Source organism: Moorella mulderi DSM 14980 (genome assembly GCF_001594015.1).
GTDB lineage: Bacteria > Bacillota > DSM-521 > Neomoorellales > Neomoorellaceae > Neomoorella > Neomoorella mulderi.
In genome coordinates this window covers 1-16,627 of the sequence record NZ_LTBC01000014.1, presented here as the reverse complement: position 1 = coordinate 16,627, position 16,627 = coordinate 1, and the positions used below count along the sequence as shown (strand labels likewise).

Annotated in this window: 16 protein-coding genes and 1 tRNA gene; 13 read left to right on the top strand and 4 right to left on the bottom strand. The window is 53.8% G+C overall.

Features of this window, described 5'->3' with window-relative positions; genetic code table 11:
- Positions 1 to 130 precede the first annotated feature (130 nt).
- The 5 genes from MOMUL_RS12510 to pckA all read left to right on the top strand — a co-directional run bounded on the left by MOMUL_RS12510 (position 131) and on the right by pckA (position 5,405).
- On the top strand, positions 131 to 421 hold the full coding sequence (locus tag MOMUL_RS12510) for a hypothetical protein (protein ID WP_062285320.1): 291 nt from the start codon (positions 131 to 133) through the stop codon (positions 419 to 421).
- Between the two features lie 4 nt (positions 422 to 425).
- Positions 426 to 776, top strand: a complete 351-nt coding sequence (locus MOMUL_RS12505; protein ID WP_161485017.1) for a glycosyl hydrolase 43 family protein — start codon at positions 426 to 428, stop codon at positions 774 to 776.
- A 38-nt stretch (positions 777 to 814) separates the two neighbouring features.
- The gene (locus MOMUL_RS12500) at positions 815 to 1,861 is read left to right on the top strand and encodes a hypothetical protein (RefSeq protein WP_062285318.1); all 1,047 of its coding nucleotides are present in this window, start codon (positions 815 to 817) and stop codon (positions 1,859 to 1,861) included.
- A gap of 73 nt (positions 1,862 to 1,934) precedes the next feature.
- Positions 1,935 to 3,713 carry a translational GTPase TypA gene (gene typA, locus MOMUL_RS12495; protein WP_062285317.1) on the top strand — a complete coding sequence of 593 codons (1,779 nt, stop codon included), beginning with the start codon at positions 1,935 to 1,937 and terminating at the stop codon, positions 3,711 to 3,713.
- Positions 3,714 to 3,824: 111 nt separating this feature from the next.
- Positions 3,825 to 5,405 (top strand): phosphoenolpyruvate carboxykinase (ATP), encoded by a 1,581-nt coding sequence (gene pckA / locus MOMUL_RS12490; protein ID WP_062285316.1) that lies wholly within the window; start codon positions 3,825 to 3,827, stop codon positions 5,403 to 5,405.
- A 74-nt stretch (positions 5,406 to 5,479) separates the two neighbouring features.
- On the opposite strand, the gene MOMUL_RS12485 is transcribed toward pckA, so the two are convergent.
- Positions 5,480 to 5,722, bottom strand: coding sequence for a thiamine-binding protein (locus MOMUL_RS12485; RefSeq protein WP_062285315.1), 243 nt, complete (start codon positions 5,720 to 5,722; stop codon positions 5,480 to 5,482).
- A 52-nt stretch (positions 5,723 to 5,774) separates the two neighbouring features.
- Between MOMUL_RS12485 and nth the strand changes: the two genes are divergently transcribed.
- Together nth and MOMUL_RS12475 are read left to right on the top strand one after the other, a co-directional pair.
- Entirely contained in the window at positions 5,775 to 6,425 is a 651-nt protein-coding gene (nth, locus tag MOMUL_RS12480) for an endonuclease III (protein WP_062285314.1), read from the top strand.
- 77 nt (positions 6,426 to 6,502) lie between these two features.
- Positions 6,503 to 6,877: an ATP-binding protein gene (locus tag MOMUL_RS12475; protein ID WP_062285313.1), complete on the top strand. Its 375-nt coding sequence runs from the start codon at positions 6,503 to 6,505 to the stop codon at positions 6,875 to 6,877.
- A gap of 160 nt (positions 6,878 to 7,037) precedes the next feature.
- On the opposite strand, the gene MOMUL_RS12470 is transcribed toward MOMUL_RS12475, so the two are convergent.
- Entirely contained in the window at positions 7,038 to 8,966 is a 1,929-nt protein-coding gene (locus MOMUL_RS12470) for an aconitate hydratase (protein WP_062285312.1), read from the bottom strand.
- Between the two features lie 161 nt (positions 8,967 to 9,127).
- Here MOMUL_RS12470 and MOMUL_RS12465 point away from each other — a divergent pair, with 161 nt between their 5' ends.
- Both MOMUL_RS12465 and trmL read left to right on the top strand, forming a co-directional pair.
- Positions 9,128 to 9,418 (top strand): DUF503 domain-containing protein, encoded by a 291-nt coding sequence (locus MOMUL_RS12465; protein WP_084785640.1) that lies wholly within the window; start codon positions 9,128 to 9,130, stop codon positions 9,416 to 9,418.
- Between the two features lie 108 nt (positions 9,419 to 9,526).
- Entirely contained in the window at positions 9,527 to 9,991 is a 465-nt protein-coding gene (gene trmL / locus MOMUL_RS12460) for a tRNA (uridine(34)/cytosine(34)/5-carboxymethylaminomethyluridine(34)-2'-O)-methyltransferase TrmL (protein ID WP_062285311.1), read from the top strand.
- A 250-nt stretch (positions 9,992 to 10,241) separates the two neighbouring features.
- On the opposite strand, the gene MOMUL_RS12455 is transcribed toward trmL, so the two are convergent.
- Positions 10,242 to 10,320, bottom strand: a tRNA-Pro gene (locus MOMUL_RS12455).
- Positions 10,321 to 10,524: 204 nt separating this feature from the next.
- On the opposite strand from MOMUL_RS12455, the gene MOMUL_RS12450 reads away from it, so the two are divergent.
- From MOMUL_RS12450 to MOMUL_RS12440, 3 genes are read left to right on the top strand one after another with little or no spacing between them, the layout of a single operon-like run.
- Positions 10,525 to 12,099, top strand: a complete 1,575-nt coding sequence (locus MOMUL_RS12450; protein ID WP_062285310.1) for a spore germination protein — start codon at positions 10,525 to 10,527, stop codon at positions 12,097 to 12,099.
- Positions 12,096 to 13,277, top strand: a complete 1,182-nt coding sequence (locus tag MOMUL_RS12445; protein WP_062285309.1) for a Ger(x)C family spore germination protein — start codon at positions 12,096 to 12,098, stop codon at positions 13,275 to 13,277. The genes MOMUL_RS12450 and MOMUL_RS12445 overlap by 4 nt, the downstream gene beginning before the upstream one ends.
- Positions 13,278 to 14,372 carry a GerAB/ArcD/ProY family transporter gene (locus MOMUL_RS12440; RefSeq protein ID WP_062285308.1) on the top strand — a complete coding sequence of 365 codons (1,095 nt, stop codon included), beginning with the start codon at positions 13,278 to 13,280 and terminating at the stop codon, positions 14,370 to 14,372.
- Positions 14,373 to 14,460: 88 nt separating this feature from the next.
- On the opposite strand, the gene MOMUL_RS12435 is transcribed toward MOMUL_RS12440, so the two are convergent.
- Positions 14,461 to 14,883, bottom strand: coding sequence for a ferritin-like domain-containing protein (locus MOMUL_RS12435; protein WP_062285307.1), 423 nt, complete (start codon positions 14,881 to 14,883; stop codon positions 14,461 to 14,463).
- 205 nt (positions 14,884 to 15,088) lie between these two features.
- Here MOMUL_RS12435 and MOMUL_RS12430 point away from each other — a divergent pair, with 205 nt between their 5' ends.
- Positions 15,089 to 16,465, top strand: a complete 1,377-nt coding sequence (locus tag MOMUL_RS12430) for an MmgE/PrpD family protein (protein WP_064774421.1) — start codon at positions 15,089 to 15,091, stop codon at positions 16,463 to 16,465.
- The last annotated feature ends 162 nt before the right edge of the window (positions 16,466 to 16,627 follow it).

Sequence of the window (16,627 nt, the reverse complement as noted above, 5' to 3'; positions counted from 1 at the left end):
TTGGGTTCAAAGGTTACACCCGGTACTCATGCCGGGCGGGGATTTACGTCAGTAATGTAGAAATAAACCGGGCTTTGACAGTATATGGAATTGATGTTAGAATAGTTTCAGAGAAAGGGGGCACCCCGGGATGTCTGTTAGCAAAGAGTTACTTGAGACCTTAATTCGTTTAGAGCCAGCCCAAGAACCTAATGAAAGTTTACGGAAATTGCTCCGGCAAAAAGTACTGAGTGATATCCGTAAATATGAAGTAATAAGCACTACTTTCCAAAAAAAATATGGTACCGATTTTAAGACCTTCCGACAATCATTACCACAAGGAGATTGGGAAGTTGAGCAGGATTATTTTGACTGGGAACTGGCTGAAACGAGGTTAGGGGAACTACGTAGTGAACTGGCTAGGCTGAGTAAACATGAATAATTGGATGGCTTTGCTTCAGGAAGCGGAGACTATTGCTAGAACACGCGCAATTAGTAAACTAATCATTATGGAGCGGGGTTACCAGGTATGTAAATTTCGCTTGCAGATTAATGAGGATTTATTTGTCCAAGTATATCGCAATGACAAATATGATACAACCAATTTTGCTCTGATTTTGGGGCGTATTAGGTTATATGGCCGGGATAAAATTAACGGTAAATGGCACCGGCATACTATAGAGAAACCATCGAGTCACGACCTTAGCCCTGAAGGGGCCAGGGAAGTGAGCTTGACAGAGTTCTGGGATGAAGTTGAAGCCATTATCCAGAATTTAGGGTTGGCTTCAATGTTATAAGCGCCACCCCCGCCATAACATATGGTGGGGGTGTTTTTATGGAAGCTATTATCCGCCAGGAGGCCGGCTGGATCCTTGCTCAGCAACTTCCCAGCGGGGCAGTGGTTACTGCTTACCCTGGCCGGCCGAAGATTGTCCCCTATTTTGCCCACCTGGCCCTCTACGGCCTGGCGACCTGGGGCTTTAGCCTTCCGCGGGTGCGGGCCTACCTGGATTGGTACCTGGCCCACCTGGAAAGGCCGGACCGCTATGGCATTACGGGTACCGTCTACGATTATTACCTGGACGAGAGTGGGACGGAGATACCTGCCTTGAGCTATGACTCCTCCGATTCCTACAGTGCCACCTTCCTCACCCTGGTGCGGTGCTATTGTGAAGCCAGCGGCGACAGGGAGTGGGTCGCGTACCACCTGCCGGAGCTCGAACTGGTAGCCGGGGCGATGCTGGCAACCTTGCAAAAGGATAACCTTACCCTGGCGCGGCCGGATTGGAAGGTTAAATACCTGATGGACAACTGTGAGGTCTATCAGGGGTTAAAAGATTACGCCTGGCTGCTGGCGCGCGTCAGGGGGTACGCCGGAGAAGCACGGATGCCAAACGGACACCTGGGGGCGGAGGGGGAGAAAAAGGTCAGTAAGTACGCCCAAGAAGCCGGTAGATATGCAGCCCTGGCCGCAAGAGTAAAAGATGCCATCCAGGCTAAAATGCTTCTCGATGGCGGCTACTGCCCCGCTATTTACCGCGCCGGCCTACGCCGGCGGCCCAACTGGAAAAAGTGGTACCCGGATGCCCTGGCGCAGCTGTTTCCCATTATAACCGGCGTCCTGTCGCCCCGGGAAGAGGCTGCCCGGCGCCTGTACGCCAATTTCCTGCGTAATTATCCCCACTGGTACCGGCAGACGGCGCCGGAGAATTTCATTACCACCCTAGTTGTGTACGCCGCCGCCCTGATGGAGGACCGCTGGCGGGTGCGCCAGTATGTGGAAGGGCTGGAGGAGAATATTATCGCCCGGGGTCACCCCTGGCCCTACCACGCCGCCGAAGCCGGCATTCTGCTCCTGACCCTGCGGTACTATCTCCAGTAGCCTGGCCCCTTGCATGGTCCCGCTCCTTGCGTTATACTCTATTCGGCAAAAAAAGAGGAACGGAAGGACCCTTATGGACCGGCAAAAGATCCGCAACCTGGCGATAATCGCCCACGTCGACCACGGCAAGACGACCCTGGTCGATGGCATGCTCAAGCAGAGCGGTATATTTCATGAAAAGCAGGTGGTCCAGGAGCGCATCCTGGACCGCAACGATCTGGAACGGGAACGCGGCATCACCATCATGGCCAAAAATACGGCTGTTTTTTATCGAGGTTATAAGTTGAACATTGTCGATACCCCGGGACATGCCGACTTTGGCGGTGAGGTGGAGCGCATCGTCCAGATGGTGGACGGGGCCCTGCTCCTGGTTGACGCCTTTGAAGGGCCCATGCCCCAGACGCGCTTTGTTTTGAAGAAGGCCTTGGGGGTAGGCCTGCAGCCCATTGTGGTCATCAATAAAATGGACCGGCCCAATGCCCGGCCGGCGGAGGTGGTCGATGAGGTGCTGGACCTCTTCATCGACCTGGGAGCAACCGAGGAGCAACTGGACTTCCCGGTGGTCTATACGGTAGCCCGCCAGGGGACGGCCACCCTGGACCCCGGCCGGCCGGGAGAAGATCTGCAGCCCCTCTTTGATACTATTATCCAGCATATTCCGGCCCCTTCCGGTGACCCGGCGGCAGCCTTGCAGGTCGGGGTGAGCATCATTGATTATGACCCCTATGTCGGCCGCCAGGCCATCGGCCGGGTGCATAACGGCACCATCCGCGCCAAACAGGATGTAGCTATAATCCGGGCCGACGGCAGTATGATTAAAGGCCAGGTGGCGGCCCTCCATGTTTTTAACGGGCTGAAGAAGGTTGCCGTTGAGGAAGCATCTGCAGGGGAGATTGTAGTCGTCAGCGGCCTGGAAGACATCAATGTGGCCAATACCATTACTTCCCCCGAAGACCCCCGGCCTCTGGACTTTGTGCAAATTGATGAGCCCACGGTGGCCATGACTTTTATGGTCAATAAAAGCCCCTTTGCCGGCCGGGAAGGGGAGTATGTAACCTCTCGCAAGCTCCGGGAGCGCCTTTTCCGGGAAGCCGGGTCGGATGTCAGCCTTAAGGTGGAGGAGACAGATTCCCCCGAAGCCTTGATAGTTTCCGGCCGGGGGGAATTACACCTGGCCATTTTGATTGAAACCATGCGCCGGGAAGGCTATGAGTTTGAGGTATCCCGTCCACGGGCCATCATTAAGGAAATTGACGGGGTAAAGTGTGAGCCCATTGAGGAACTGGTAGTGGAAGTGCCGGAAACTTATGTGGGTGCTGTTATTGAGTGCCTGGGCCCCCGCAAGAGCGAGATGGTTAATATGGAAAATAAGGGAGACGGCCAGGTACGCCTGACCTTTTATATCCCCACGCGAGGGCTTTTTGGCTTCCGCTCCGAATTCCTTACGGTTACCAGGGGTTTGGGTATAATGTACCATGCCTTTCACCATTACGCGCCCTATACCGGGGAAATAGTTACCCGTACCCGGGGTTCCCTGGTAGCCTTTGAAACCGGCGAAACGACGAGTTTCGGCCTGGAAAACGCCCAGGAGCGGGGTGAGTTATTTGTCGGGCCGGGAGTACCCGTATACCGGGGGATGATTGTCGGCGAGCACTCCCGCCCGGGTGACCTGATGATCAACGTCTGCAAGAAAAAGCAGCTTACCAACATCCGCAGTTCTACCGCCGATATTGCGGTGAAACTGGTACCGCCCCGGGAAATGAGCCTGGAGCAGTGCCTGGAGTTCATTGCTGCCGATGAATTGCTAGAAGTTACACCTAAATCCCTGCGGATGCGTAAACAGCAGGTGTGATTTTACCTTTATTCAGGTGTACAGTATACATGCCGGGATTCTGTTGACCTTCCTTCAGTCCTTGTGATATATTGCTATAGATCATATAGAGGGAGAAGGAAGGGAGAGCTTATGGGTAATACTTATGGTTTAGAGCGATTAGGTCTCATTAATCCCGGTACTGTTTACCGTAACCTGCCGGTGGCCCGGCTGGTTGAAATAGCTCTAGCCCGCGGAGAAGGCCTCCTGGCTCCCAATGGGGCATTAAGCGTGAATACAGGCAAGTATACTGGCCGTTCCCCTAACGATAGGTTTATCGTGGACACTCCCACCGTCCACGACAGCATCAGCTGGGGTACCGTCAACCAGCCTGTGAGCGAGGCGACCTTTGAACGCCTATACAGCCGCCTGACGGCCTACCTCCAGGGAAGGGATCTCTTCGTTTTTGACGGTTTTGTCGGGGCCGATCCTGCCTACCGCATGCCCATCAGGATTGTCAACCAGTATGCCTGGCAGAACCTGTTTGTCCACCAGCTTTTTATCCGGCCGACGGCGGCCGAACTGGCCGGGCATGAACCCCAGTTTACCGTTATCTGTGCCCCAGGTTTTAAGGCCATTCCGGAACTTGACGGCACCCGTTCCGAGGCCTTTATTGTCCTCAACTTTGACCGGCGCCTGGTTATCATCGGCGGTACCTCCTACGCCGGCGAGATGAAAAAATCCATCTTTACCGTTATGAACTACTTGTTACCAGCTCAGGGTGTTTGCCCCATGCACTGCTCGGCCAACATGGGCCCGGCAGGCGATACGGCCCTTTTCTTCGGCCTTTCCGGCACCGGCAAGACTACCTTGTCGGCCGATCCGGAACGCTTCCTTATTGGCGACGATGAGCATGGCTGGTCGGACAAGGGCATTTTTAACTTTGAAGGCGGTTGCTATGCCAAGTGCATCAAGCTTTCCGCCGAGCATGAACCCCAGATCTGGAATGCCATCCGTTTCGGCAGCGTCCTGGAGAATGTTGTTGTAGACCCCGATTGCCGGACCATTGACTACGACAGCGACGCCCTGACGGAAAACACCCGCGTCGCCTACCCGGTAGATTTCATCCCCAACGCCGTCATCCCGGGGGTGGGCGGCCATCCCCGGACGGTAGTTTTCCTCACCGCTGACGCCTTTGGCGTTATGCCGCCCATAGCCAAACTCACCCGGGAACAGGCCATGTACCATTTCCTGTCCGGTTATACCAGCAAGCTGGCCGGTACCGAGCGGGGGATTACCGAGCCCCAGGCGACCTTTTCCACCTGTTTCGGGGCACCCTTCCTGCCCCGGTCGCCCATGGTTTACGCCAACCTTCTGGGGGAAAGGATAGCCAGGCATAACGCCAGCGTCTACCTGGTCAATACCGGCTGGACGGGTGGGCCCTACGGCACCGGCCGGCGCATGAGCCTGCCCTACACCCGGGCCATGGTCCGGGCGGCTTTAAACGGTGAGCTGGATGAGGTGGAATTTACCCCCGACCCTGTATTCGGTTTCCTGGTACCTAAAGCCTGCCCCGGGGTCCCGGCGGAAATTCTCAATCCCCGCAATACCTGGGGGGAACCGGAAAAATATGATGCCATGGCTCGCAAGCTGGCCGGCCTCTTCAGGGAGAACTTTGCCAAATTCAAGGACGTCCCGGCCGGCATCCTGGAGGCTGGACCTGGCGGTAAATAGAAATAACCCTGCTAAGAATATCAAAAAGCCGGCTGTATATGATATACACCGGCTTTTTGATTCCGGAAGCTATGTTAATCTTCGCTGGCCGCATTGGAAAGGGTAACGACCATGCTGACTTCGCCTGCTGAACTGGCCCGGTCGAAAAGGGAGCGGATACCGGTCCAGACCTGTTCTTCGGTACCGTGGATTTCGGTGCTGAGGGGGCCGACATTGTAGCTAACGCCCTGCTGGGCCAGGGACTGGATAGCGTCATTGATAATTTCGCTGGCCCGGATTGTTTTCTGGGGGTAAAGGCTTACTTCCGCGCTGAGCATTGCGGCTTCCTCCTTTCGTTTGTAACTATTTTTTATCAAGGAGAAAGTGGTTATGCAAAAGGGTAGAGTAGAAGCAATTCTGGAGGCTTTGCGGGTTGCTTACCCGGGGGCGCGGTCGCGCCTCAAGTACAGCAATGCCTTTGAACTCCTGGTGGCGGCCATCCTCTCGGCCCAGACCACCGATGACCAGGTAAACAAGGTGACAGCGGAGCTTTTCCGGCGTTATCCCACGGCGGCAGCCTTAGCGGCAGCAGACCCGGAAGAGGTGGCCGCCTGTATTAAAAGCCTGGGCCTGTACCGGATGAAAGCCGCCCACCTGGTGGCTGCCTGCCGGATTCTGGTCAGTGAGTATGGCGGCCGGGTTCCGGACAATTTGCAAGACCTCCTGCGCCTCCCCGGGGTAGGGCGGAAGGTGGCCAATGTGGTTCTGAGCAACGCCTTTGGCCGGGATGTCATCGCCGTCGACACCCATGTCTTCCGGGTGGCCAACCGCCTGGGTCTGGCACGTGCCGGTGATGTCCTGGAAACAGAAAAGCAGCTTATGGCTATTCTGCCCCCCGGTACCCGCGGTGAAGCCCACCACTTGCTAATCCACCACGGCCGGGCGGTCTGCAGGGCCAGGCGTCCCGAATGCCGGCAGTGTGTGGTTAGTAGTTACTGTAGTGATGCGGATCACAATGGCCGGGGCAAGACATCACAATGAGCTTTTCGTAAAGTAGATAAAATATAGGTAAGCAAAGCAGCTTGATAAAAATCTAAGTCTCCCAAGAAGGTGATCTTATGAAACGCAAGATTGTCCGTATTGACGAAGAGAAATGCACCGGCTGCGGCCTGTGCGTATCGCCCTGCGTCGAGGGGGCCATTGAGATTGTTAACGGCAAGGCCAAAGTCCTGCGGGAGGAACTGTGCGATGGCGCCGGGGTCTGCCTGAATGTCTGTCCCACCGGCGCCCTGACCATCGAGGAGCGGGAGGCGCCGGCCTTTGACCCGGTGGCCGCAGAAAAGAACCTGGAGGCCAAAAGGGCTCAAGGCGCATCGCCCCGCTGCCTGCGTTGCGGCGCCGATGAAACCAAGGCCGTCCTTCTTTTTGCCCGCCACCACGGTGAAAGCACCTGGGTCTGCACCCGCTGCCTGCCGGTATTGATCCACGGGTAATGGTAAGATATCGCTTCAGGCTGGGAAAAGAGGCCAATAACCGTGGTCAGGGGCCACGTTACGGCTTCCTGATAATGGCCATATCAAAACCACCCGGGTTTAATCCTTCCCGGGTGGTTTTATTTCTACTTTATTCATTTCCGCTATGAAAGCACTATGGTCAGTTCCCTTTTGCTTGCTGCCTGGTATAGTTCAATAGACCCCCGGCCAGGATGATTGCCTGCTGGCGGGGTGAAAGGCCGTGGCGGACTTTAAAGGTAAAGCCCCTGGTAACGTTGGTAACTGCGATTTCCTCCTGCCCCAGGCCGGCGCGCAAATCAATGGTTAATCTGTCGCCGGCTGCGATGCGGTCATAATCGGCCGGGTCGGCAAAGGTTAGTGGCAGGATGCCAAAATTTACCAGGTTGCTGCGGTGGATACGGGCAAAGGATTTGGCGATGACGGCCTTGATGCCCAGGCACATGGGGCAGAGGGCGGCATGCTCGCGGCTGGAGCCCTGGCCGTAGTTTTGCCCGCCGACAATTATTCCCTGGCCGGCTTCCTTGGCCCGCCGGGCAAAGGTCGGGTCCACTCCCTCGAAGGCGTGCTCGGCCAGGGCAGGAATATTGGAACGCAGGGGCAGGTATTTGGCCCCGGCCGGTGAAATATGGTCAGTCGTAATATTATCACCAGTCTTTAAGATTACCGGTGCTTCGATTAACTGTTCCGGCGGCTGGGGTAAGGGCAGCGGTTTGATGTTGGGCCCGCGCCGGATCTCCACCTGCGAACCATCCTCCGGCGGAAAGATAAACATGCCATCGTCTACGGGGAAGCTTGCCGGTAAAGTTATATTGATGGGGTCACCTAGTTCCCGGGGATCGCTTAAGTATCCATTGATGGCCGTCGCGGCAGCAACCTCAGGGCTGGCCAGGTAAACTAAAGCGTCGGCAGTACCGCTGCGGCCCTGGAAGTTGCGGTTGAAGGTACGCACCGAGACACCACCCGAAGGCGGGGCCTGTCCCATCCCAATGCAGGGGCCGCAGGCGCATTCCAGAATGCGGGCGCCGGCGGTGACCAGGTCGGATAGGGCACCGTTATCCGCCAGCATACGGAAGACCTGGCGGGAGCCGGGGGCAATGACCAGGCTAACATCCGGGTGGACGCGCCGGCCCTTAAGGATAGCCGCCACGCGCATGAGATCGGTATAAGAAGAATTGGTACAGCTACCGATGGCCACCTGGTTGACTTTAATGGGTCCTACTTCCCGGACGGCGGCCACGTTGTCCGGCATGTGGGGCCTGGCCACCAGGGGTTCCAGGCTTCCCAGGTCAATATCAATGACCTGTTCATAGGTAGCATCGGCATCCGGTAGTAATTCTACCCAGTCATCAGCCCGTCCCTGGGCGGCCAGGAAGGCCCGGGTAACCTTGTCGCTGGGGAAGATGGAGGTGGTGGCGCCCAGCTCGGCGCCCATATTGGTAATGGTGGCGCGTTCCGGTACGGAAAGGGTGGCAACACCATCCCCGCCGTATTCGATGATTTTACCCACCCCGCCTTTTACCGTCAGGCGGCGTAAAACCTCCAGGATAATATCCTTGGCGCTGACCCAGGGGGATAAACGGCCGTGTAAATTGACACGGATCACGGCCGGCATGTTAAAATAAAAGGGTCCACCGGCCATGGCCACGGCGACCTCCAGACCGCCGGCGCCTATAGCCAGGGCGCCTACCCCCCCGGCGGTGGGTGTATGGCTGTCAGCACCCAGGAGAGTTGTCCCCGGGACGGCAAAGCGCTCCAGGTGAACCTGGTGGCAGATGCCGTTGCCGGGACGGGAAAAGATGATGCCGTATTTAGCGGCTATGCTTTGCAGGAAAAGGTGGTCATCGGCGTTTTCAAAGCCGGTCTGGAGGGTATTATGGTCGACATAGCTGACGGAAAGTTTGGTCCGCACCCGGGGGATGCCCATGGCTTCCAGCTGCAGGTAGGCCATGGTGCCGGTGGCGTCCTGGGTCAGGGTCTGGTCGATGCGAATGGCAACTTCCTCCCCCGGTACCATCTTGCCGGCCACCAGGTGCTGGCTGATTATTTTCTGGACTAAATTCTGGCCCAAGATAGTTTCCTCCTCTCCATAAATAGATAAATAATTAGAAGTGGGAAGTGGGAGGTCAGATATAATAAATATAACAAAAGTGGGCCGAAATGTGAACCCATTGCCGGTATGAGGGAACATAAAAATAACCCTGGTAAAAAGGGAAAATTTAGGGGGAAGGAATGAGGGGAATGGTAATAGGGGTAAGTACAGCGACCCTGCGTATTGCCGGGGCAAGGAGCCTGAAGGATAAGCGGCGGGTGCTGAAGAGTGTCCTGACGCGGTTGCACAACCGCTTTAACGTCGCCGCCGCCGAAGTAGGGCGCCACGACAGCCACCAGGAGGCCGAGGTGGGCATTGCCTGCGTCAGCACCGCCGGCAGCCATGCCGACCAGGTCCTGGCCGCGGTCATGGGCTTTTTGGAGGCTGAAGGTGAGATCGAGCTGGTGGATTATCATACGGAGTTACTTTAGTTTGGAATAATCCTTCAACGCGGGCTGGATACCGCTAGTGAACCCTGAAAATTAGAGGGCTGACTTTTATTTAAGTGAAAGAGCATTTTCAAAGGAGATTAGATTACCTTGCCACTGCACGTTGTCCTCTACCAGCCGGAAATCCCCCAGAATACCGGCAATATTGCCCGTACCTGCGCGGCTACGGGGACGGTCTTACATTTAATCCATCCCCTTGGCTTCCGCCTGGATGAAAAGCACTTGAAGCGCGCCGGCCTGGATTACTGGGAGGAAGTAACTATCCATGAACATAACAGCTGGCAGTCTTTCCTGGAAACCTACCCCCAAGCCACTTGTTACTACCTTTCGACTAAGGGCCATCGCCATTATACGGATGTCAATTATCGTCCGGGAGACTTTCTCGTCTTTGGCCCCGAAACCCGTGGCCTGCCTGCCTCCATCCTGGAGCCGGCAGGGGAGAAGGTATTGCGCATTCCCATGCGCCCGGGGCTTCGTTCGCTAAATCTAGCCAATACCGTCGCCCTGGTCCTTTACGAAGCCCTGCGCCAGCTTGCTTTCCCCGGACTGGTATAAAAAAGGGCCAGGTTGACCTGGCCCCGGATTAAACTTGACCATTTTTTTTAATTGTCACCGAAGAACAGCAGGATGAGGATCAGGAAAAGGATGAAAGCAAAACGTCTGTCTAAAGCTCCCAGGCCGCCCATGTAACTTCCCCTCCTTGATTGGTTTCAATATATCTTATGTCGGCCGCCTCAAATGGTGATGACCTAAATTAAAAAGGCCCATCTCTTGCTGAGATAGGCCTTTTATCTTTCTAAAACAATGGTCGGGATGACTGGATTCGAACCAGCGACCTCACGGTCCCGAACCGTGCGCTCTAAGCCAAGCTGAGCTACATCCCGGCAGCAAAACTTATTATAACCCAAAAACCACGTGAAGTCAATTGTAGCTTTTTTCCTTTGCTCTGGAAAATATCCTTATAACTTCTCTGTAGTTTGCTATAACTTTTCTTAACTTTCTAAACCAGGTATCGCTGACTTTCCAGGTTATATTTTACTGTTTTTCCAGGCAAGATAAAGATAGCATTTTAAGGAGAAGAAATCCTGATGGCTAATAAATCCTGGCGTTACCTGGGACATAGGAATAAGGCCGTTCCCCTGGTCGATGAAGGGCAAGCGGCAGCACTGCCGTTGCAATATAGCCTGGCGGTTAATCTAGAAACGTTACAGGCCATTTTCACCGCCTGCCAGGATGTTGTCTTCAGGCGGATGCGAATTGGCGGGGCTATGGGGCATCAGGCGGCTCTTGTTTATGTCGACGGGCTGGTAAACAATGATCTAGTCAATGATCAGATTATGAAGTCAATCCTCCTGGAAGGGCCCCAGGCGATGTCGGTATTGACGGGGGCACCTTATGAACTTTACCGCCAGGTCAGGGACTCCCTTTTAACTGTAGCCAATGTCCGAGAAATAATTGATTTCCGGGAAGCGGCCCGCTGTATCCTGAGCGGTTTTGCCTTATTTTTACTTGATGGTGTCAACCGGGCCCTGGCTATTGAGGTTTGTGGGTGGGAACACCGGGGGGTGGAAGAGCCGCCTACCGAGGCCTTAATCAGGGGGTCTCGTGAGGGCTTTTCTGATTGCCTGCGGACCAATACGGCCCTCTTACGGCGCCGCCTGCGGGACCCTCAGCTTAAATTAAAGACTTATTTTTTGGGCCGGCGCAGCCAGACGACAGTTGGTTTAATGTACATTGAGGGTATAGCTAACCCTGGGTTAATCACTGAAGTGGAGCAGCGCCTCAACGTAATCGATATCGATGGTATCCTTGAAAGCGCCTATATCGAGCAGTTTATCGAGGATAAATGGTATTCGCCCTTTGCCCAGATCCAAAATACCGAAAGGCCCGATGAAGCTGCCGCCGCCCTTCTGGAAGGGCGGGTAGTTATTCTAACCGATAATACACCTTTTGCCCTGATTGTACCTGCGACTTTCAACTCCTTAATGCATAGCCCGGAAGATCATTACCACCGCTGGTTTATTGCTGTCCTGATTCGCACTTTGCGTTTTTCCGGCTCTTTCCTAGCCCTGCTGCTACCATCCTTCTACATTGCCATGGTTTCCTTTACGCCGGAAATGATCCCTACCTCCCTGGCCATTTCCATCGGCGCCGGTCGCGAAGGCCTACCTTTTCCAACTATTATCGAAGCCTTTATCATGGAAAGCGTCCTGGAGCTGTTGCGGGAAGCGGGTATCCGCTTGCCGGGTCCGCTGGGGGAAACCCTGGGGGTGGTGGGGGCGCTTATTTTGGGCCAGGCGGCGGTCCAGGCGGGTATTGTCAGCTCGGCCATGGTAATTGTTGTGGCGCTGACAGCTATAGCCGGGTTTGTCGTTCCCAGTTATGACGCTGCTATCTCCTTACGGATCTTGCGTTTCTTTTTAATGATCATGGCGGCTGTTTTTGGCCTCTATGGCGTTATTTTAGGGTTGATGTTAATCCTTACCCACATGGTTTCTTTAAAAAGCTTCGGTGTACCTTATCTTAAGCCCTGGGCACCCTGGACAGCCGCGGATCTTAAAGATAGTATTTACCGGACCGCCCTTTTCAGGGAGCGCTTGCGCCCCGCTTATCTCAGACCCCTGGAAGCCAGGCGCATTGGTAGGGGGAAGAAAAAGCAATGAACCGGAGGAGCCTGTACCGGGCCGGCCTACTTCTATTATTGTTAACAATAATTACAGCTGGTTGCTGGGATAACAAAGACCTGGAACGCCGGGCCCTGGTGCTGGGGGCAGCAGTTGACCTGGCTGCTGCCGGTGGTAGTTTGGTGGTGACAGAACCATGGAAAATTACCCTGGAAATGCCGATCCTGCGCCGCATGGTTACCAGGGGTGAGGGCGGTGGTGGCGGTGGCGAAGGGCAAGACGAGAATACCATGCCGACCTGGCGTCTAACTTTAACGGGAACTACCTTTGCCGAGGCCATAAATAAGGCGGCTACCCGGTCGGAGCGGACCCTTTTCTTTGGCCACCAAAAAATACTTCTCATGGGCGAAGAACTGGCCCGCCGGGGTGATTTAAGGTCGGTATTAGATTGGTGGGCCCGCAACCGGGAAAGCTATCTGGCTATTGATGTCCTGCTGGCCGAGGGGTCTGCCGGGGATATTATGGAAGCCCGGCCCAAATTTGCCCGCAGTGTCAGCCTGTTTTTACATGAACAGATGCAGCAAGTCATTAAGACTTCCCGTTTTGTCAAGCATTCTTTAGCTGAAGTGCTGGCCGCCCTGGACGCCGGCCAGGATATTTTACTGGCAGGGGTTAAGATGGTACCCCGGCAAGAATTAGAAGTTAGCGGTGCGGGTGTAATTCGCGAAGGGCGGCTGGCGGGGTGGCTCACTCCCGAAGAAACCCAGGCCGCCCTCTGGATCACCGGGGAAACTAAAGGTTGCGACATCCTGGTAGTACCGGTACCAGAGTTACAGCAAACTTTAAGTGTAGAATTTGGTAAGCTCCAGGCGGAAGTAAAGCCTCTAATGGAAGAAGATAAATTAAGTTTTACTATAAAAATAAAGGTTGAAGGCAAAATAGCCGAAAAAATGGGCAACCCTAAGTTGTTTGCGGCTGCCGACCTGCATCAAGTGGAAAACAGGGCGGCCAGATTAATGGAGGAGCGTATCAGGCAGGTACTGGGCAAATTACAGCAACAGTACCAGGCTGATGTACTGGGCTTTGGTCGCAAGGTGGAAAAAGTTAGGCCGCGCCAGTGGGAAGCAATGAAAGGGCAGTGGCGGCAAATATACTCCAGCCTGCCAGTTACGGTACAGGTAAAGGTAAGCATCAGGCGTACAGGTATGGTGAGCTAAATGCTATCGCAAGAAAGAATTGGTACCAGTGAAGCCTTCTTTTTAATTGTAGCCGCAATGATCGAAGTTGGGACCTTAACCGGCGCCAGAGATATAGCCGATCAGGTAGGGGTGGACATGTGGCTGGTTTCACCCCTGGAGACTTTTTTCAGCCTGGGAGCAATCTACATTCTTACCCGCCTGGCCATGAAGTTTCCCCAGCAGGATTTTTTCGGCTTCAGCCGGCAAATTGCCGGCCGTTGGGTGGCCTGGCCCCTGAGTTTAGGTTTACTTTTTTACTGGCTTGCTTTGACGGCCCACGTTACGCGGGTTACTACTGATGTAATCAAAAATTCCCTGCTGGCGCGCACGCCGGCCGAAGTTATCCTTTTATCTTTACTTATTGCGGCGGCCTACCTGGCCAGCCGGGGCCTGGAACCCCTGGCGCGCGCCTGCATTATTATCATCATAGTCACTTTACCGTTGATTATGATCCTTTTTTTACTGGTCCTGCCCCATTTTCGCTTTGAGAATTTCTTACCAATCTTACCCAGAGGTCCCTGGCCGGTCCTGCGCCTGGCCTTTTGGCGCATTAGCAATGCCGAAGAAATGAGCCTGTTTCTAATCCTGGTTCCATTCTTGCAGCAACCCCGGGAAGCCTGGCAGGCTGCCAGCCGGGGTTACCTGGTGGTAATGGTCATCGTAATCACTGTCCTGACCACCTGCCAGGGTGTCCTGGGAATTGAGCTCCTTAAGTATGCTTTAATTCCGGGGTTAAGTGTTACCCAGCTGGCCGAGTTTGCCGGCACCTTTATTGAACGCATCAGCCTGGTTTTTATCTCCCTGTGGATTATTCTGGCGTTTCCTACGGTAGCGGCTCTTCTCTGGGCCAGCGCTTACCTGGCCGGGCGCCTGGTCAATTTAAATGATTACCGCCTGCTGGCCTTTTACCAGTTGCCCCTGGTCTTTTTCCTGGCCCGGCATCCAGGGAACAACCTTGAAGTGAAAAGCTTTTATTTCTTCCTCCAACCCCTGGGCTTTGCTTACTTGCTAATTATACCAGCAATCCTCTATCTTATTGCTATCATACGTTTTCCTCCCGCCGGGTCTTCCTGAAAGCACCGGAATACAAATCCAGGTTAAAAAGCCGGGGAACATTCCCCGGCTTTAAGTGTGTACGCCTTTTAAAGTAACGTAGCCCTATTTACTTGAAGTAGCGGTTAAGCAGACCTTCCAGGGCCAGGGCGTGGCGGCCTTCGTCCCGGGAGGACTCGTCAAAGAAGTCGTGGGCATGGTCGATGTTGTTTTCCTTGGCCTTGATAGCAGCCTCACGCTTGCCCTTGTTGGCCCCCAGCTCACCGGCCAGCATCTTTTCCAGGTTTTCCTTGGTGCTGGCGCTAATTTTGCCATTCAGTTCGGCAAAGTGGGCGGCGTGCTCGGCTTCTTCCCAGGCGATTTTCTCCAGGGCCAGGGCCACTTCGGGATAACCTTCCCGCATGGCCTGGCGGGCCATGGCTAGATACAGGCCAACCTCCATGGTTTCCCCTTTGAAATTGGCCTCGACGGCGTCCTCGACTACCGTGCCCTTGGTTACACCCAGTTTGACGTCATTGACCAGTTCTGCCATTGCCAATTTCCTCCTTAATAATAGTAATGGTTACTGTTAATATTTACGATTTTATTATATATATTGTGCCCATTCCTGTCAACCTTTTCATCAAAAAATGTGTGATCCATCTGTGATATTTAAAACTGTAAGCAGGAATTTCCAATGATATGGAGAATTAAACAATAAATATCCTAATGTTATAACCAATTATGGGGTGTAAAATATGCCAACAATCGCCTTAACAATGTCGGAATTTGTAGCAGAACTTTCCTACAATGACCTCCCAGATGCAGTTCGCTTTAAGGCCAAGCTATGCCTGCTTGATACTTTGGGTTGCGCTTTGGGAGCCTGCCGCCATCCCGATATTGCTAAACTGATAAAGGCGATGCGCTTGCTGGCAGGGGAGGGCAATAGCACCATCTGGGGAGAAGAGCAACCGGCCTCCCTTGGGGCAGCCATTATGGCCAACAGTAGTATGGCCCATACTTTTGATTTTGATGATTTTCATAAAAAAGGCAAGGTCCATTGCGGCGCCATTATTATCCCGGTTGTACTTGCAATTGCTGAACATGAGAAGATAAGCGGTCGGGAAATTATTACTGCCATTGTCGCCGGCTATGAAGTAATGTTACGGGTGGCCATGGCTGTAGATGCTGCTGCCCACCGGCTGCAGGGGTGGCACGGCACAGCTACCTGCGGGACTTTTGGTGCTGCTGCTGCGGCAGGTAAACTACTGGGACTGGATAAGTACTGGCTGGCCAATGCCCTGGGAACGGCTGGCACCCAGTCCGGGGGATTATGGGCTTTTACGGCTGATGGCGCCATGACTAAAAAATTCCACGCCGGCCGCGCTGCCTGGAGCGGCACCCTGGCAGCTTTAATGGCCAGGGCGGGTTTTACAGGAGCCACTAAAATTTTTGAGGCTGAAGACGGCGGCTTTCTACGGGCATTTTCCGGCAATCCCCATCCTGATCTCTTAACGGATGGCCTGGGAGAGAACTGGGAAATACTAAAAGTCGGCTTTAAACCATACGCTTGTTGCCGGACGGTGCATCCGGCTATTAGCGCCGCCATTGAGTTGAGCAAAAAGCATAATCTGAACTGGGAACAAGTTAAGGAAGCCCAAAAAATAAAAGTTTATACTTACCTGGTGGCCAAAAAGCAAAATGATCTGCCATTACCGCCGTTAAACCCGAATATGGCCCAGTTCAACCTGCCCTTCCTGGTGGCCCTGGCTTTGCGTGAAGGAACAGTACAGGTTAATCATTTCAATGAGCAGACCATCGGTGATCCCGATTTACTGGCAGTGGCCAGTAAGGTTGATGTTGAAGTAGATCCGGAAATAGAACGTAAATTCCCGGAACAGTGGAGCTGCCGGGTGGAAATTATTAATAAAAGCGGCGAAGCTATAGGTTTAGCTATTGAATCTGCCAAGGGGGACCCCGGTAATCCCCTGGATTTAGCTGCACATCATGATAAATTCAATGGTTTGTTAGCAGTTTCTCCCTACAGTCATTTAACCAGTTTATTAGAGGAAATTGTGTTAAAACTGGAGGAAGAGCAAAGCGGGCAAATGTTATTATCTTCTTTGTCACTTTAAAAAAATATTTGTCACACAAGCATTCCTGTAATGAATTAAGGTAGGTGTTGCCAATAAAAAAGCCTCCTGGTAAAAAGAAAATAGACCAAAACAAACAAACCCACCAGGAGGCGAGAAACCGTATGAATGAGGTGCAAAAGAAATTACTGGTCCATGGCGATG

Excerpts from the sequence above, each read along its gene's own strand:
- pckA (WP_062285316.1), top strand. The coding sequence starts at position 3,825 with ATGGGTAATACTTATGGTTTAGAGCGATTAGGTCTCATTAATCCCGGT.
- MOMUL_RS12435 (WP_062285307.1), bottom strand. The coding sequence starts at position 14,883 with ATGGCAGAACTGGTCAATGACGTCAAACTGGGTGTAACCAAGGGCACG.
- MOMUL_RS12475 (WP_062285313.1), top strand. The coding sequence starts at position 6,503 with ATGAAACGCAAGATTGTCCGTATTGACGAAGAGAAATGCACCGGCTGC.
- MOMUL_RS12505 (WP_161485017.1), top strand. The coding sequence starts at position 426 with ATGGCTTTGCTTCAGGAAGCGGAGACTATTGCTAGAACACGCGCAATT.
- MOMUL_RS12445 (WP_062285309.1), top strand. The coding sequence starts at position 12,096 with ATGAACCGGAGGAGCCTGTACCGGGCCGGCCTACTTCTATTATTGTTA.
- MOMUL_RS12500 (WP_062285318.1), top strand. The coding sequence starts at position 815 with ATGGAAGCTATTATCCGCCAGGAGGCCGGCTGGATCCTTGCTCAGCAA.
- MOMUL_RS12440 (WP_062285308.1), top strand. The coding sequence starts at position 13,278 with ATGCTATCGCAAGAAAGAATTGGTACCAGTGAAGCCTTCTTTTTAATT.
- MOMUL_RS12465 (WP_084785640.1), top strand. The coding sequence starts at position 9,128 with ATGAGGGGAATGGTAATAGGGGTAAGTACAGCGACCCTGCGTATTGCC.
- nth (WP_062285314.1), top strand. The coding sequence starts at position 5,775 with ATGCAAAAGGGTAGAGTAGAAGCAATTCTGGAGGCTTTGCGGGTTGCT.
- MOMUL_RS12485 (WP_062285315.1), bottom strand. The coding sequence starts at position 5,722 with ATGCTCAGCGCGGAAGTAAGCCTTTACCCCCAGAAAACAATCCGGGCC.
- typA (WP_062285317.1), top strand. The coding sequence starts at position 1,935 with ATGGACCGGCAAAAGATCCGCAACCTGGCGATAATCGCCCACGTCGAC.
- MOMUL_RS12450 (WP_062285310.1), top strand. The coding sequence starts at position 10,525 with ATGGCTAATAAATCCTGGCGTTACCTGGGACATAGGAATAAGGCCGTT.
- MOMUL_RS12430 (WP_064774421.1), top strand. The coding sequence starts at position 15,089 with ATGCCAACAATCGCCTTAACAATGTCGGAATTTGTAGCAGAACTTTCC.
- MOMUL_RS12510 (WP_062285320.1), top strand. The coding sequence starts at position 131 with ATGTCTGTTAGCAAAGAGTTACTTGAGACCTTAATTCGTTTAGAGCCA.